Source organism: Streptomyces sp. NPDC002490 (genome assembly GCF_040296045.1).
Taxonomy (GTDB): domain Bacteria; phylum Actinomycetota; class Actinomycetes; order Streptomycetales; family Streptomycetaceae; genus Streptomyces.
Genome location: NZ_JBEOWM010000135.1, coordinates 1 through 1,537, shown reverse-complemented (window position 1 = coordinate 1,537; position 1,537 = coordinate 1). Strand labels below are relative to the sequence as shown.

The following is a 1,537-nucleotide window of genomic DNA, read 5'->3' as shown; positions in this document are numbered from 1 at the left end:
GCCGCGGGCCCCGTCCCGCCCGCGGTCGTCACGGTCCCGGAAGCCGCCGCGTGCGCCGCCCGCGGGTCCGCGGTCGTCGCGTCGGTAGCCGCCGCGGTCGTCGTCGCGACGGTGGGTCGGGCGGTCGCCGTCACGGCGGAACCCACCCCGGTCGCGGTCTCCGTCACGACCCCGGTCATCCCGACCCCGGTCGTCCCGACGGTCGTTCCCCCGGTACCCACCCCGGTCGTCGTCCCGCCGGTAGGACGGACGATCGCCCTCACGACGGAACCCACCCCGGTCATCACGCCGATCATCACGACGCTCACGATCATCACGACGGAAACCACCACGATCCCCATCACGACCACGATCATCACGACGGAAACCACCGCGGTCACCACCGGGCCGCTGGTCATCACGACGGTACGAGGGGCGGTCGCCATCACGGCGGAAGCCCGACCGCTCACCGTCCCGGCCGCGGGCCCCGTCCCGCCCGCGGTCGTCACGGTCCCGGAAGCCGCCGCGTGCGCCGCCCGCGGGTCCGCGGTCGTCGCGTCGGTAGCCGCCGCGGTCGTCGTCGCGACGGTGGGTCGGGCGGTCGCCGTCACGGCGGAACCCACCCCGGTCGCGGTCTCCGTCACGACCCCGGTCATCCCGACCCCGGTCGTCCCGACGGTCGTTCCCCCGGTACCCACCCCGGTCGTCGTCCCGCCGGTAGGACGGACGATCGCCCTCACGACGGAACCCACCCCGGTCATCACGCCGATCATCACGACGCTCACGATCATCACGACGGAAACCACCACGATCCCCATCACGACCACGATCATCACGACGGAAACCACCGCGGTCCCGGTCGTCCTGTCGGAAGGGGGGACGCCCGCCACGGTCGCCGTGGTCGCGACGCTCGGATGACGCCCCACCACGGTCACGGTCGGAACGGCCTCCGCGGTCATCGCGGCCGCGGTCCCGGTCGTCTCGTCGTCCGTATCCCCCGCGGTCGTTGTCGCGGCGGGGTCCTCCGCGGTACCCCCCACGGTCACCGCTGTCCCGCCGGAACGGGCCTCGCTCCGAGCGATCGTCGGCAGAGTTCGTGGACATCGGTGACTCCTGTCTTCGGTACCGCAGTCATTCTCGCGCAGTCATAGGGCTAGCGCTTCTCAGCAAAACAAAAAGGACCCTTGGTCCCAGCGCTGTACGCTGGGACCAAGGGTCCTTGAAAGATTGTTCGGCGGCGTCCTACTCTCCCACAGGGTCCCCCCTGCAGTACCATCGGCGCTGAAAGGCTTAGCTTCCGGGTTCGGAATGTAACCGGGCGTTTCCCTCACGCTATAACCACCGAAACCCTATCAGTAACTCCACCTCGACGATGGAGTCGAACAGGGCTCAGCGAACAAGCACACTCTTCAATTAATCAGTGCCATTGTTCAGCCAGCACAACTGTTCGTTGTCTGAGAACAAACACAGTGGACGCGAGCAACTGAGGACAAGCCCTCGGCCTATTAGTACCAGTCAACTCCACCGGTCACCCGGCTTCCATATCTGGCCTATCAAC

Annotated in this window: 1 rRNA gene and 1 pseudogene; one reads left to right on the top strand and one right to left on the bottom strand. The window is 68.0% G+C overall.

Going from position 1 to position 1,537, the window contains the following annotated elements:
• Window positions 1-897, top strand: a pseudogene (locus tag ABT092_RS30940) (hypothetical protein); the annotation flags it as partial.
• Window positions 898-1,208: 311 nt separating this feature from the next.
• Here the strand turns inward: ABT092_RS30940 and rrf are convergent.
• Window positions 1,209-1,325, bottom strand: a 5S ribosomal RNA gene (gene rrf, locus ABT092_RS30935).
• Window positions 1,326-1,537 lie beyond the last annotated feature (212 nt).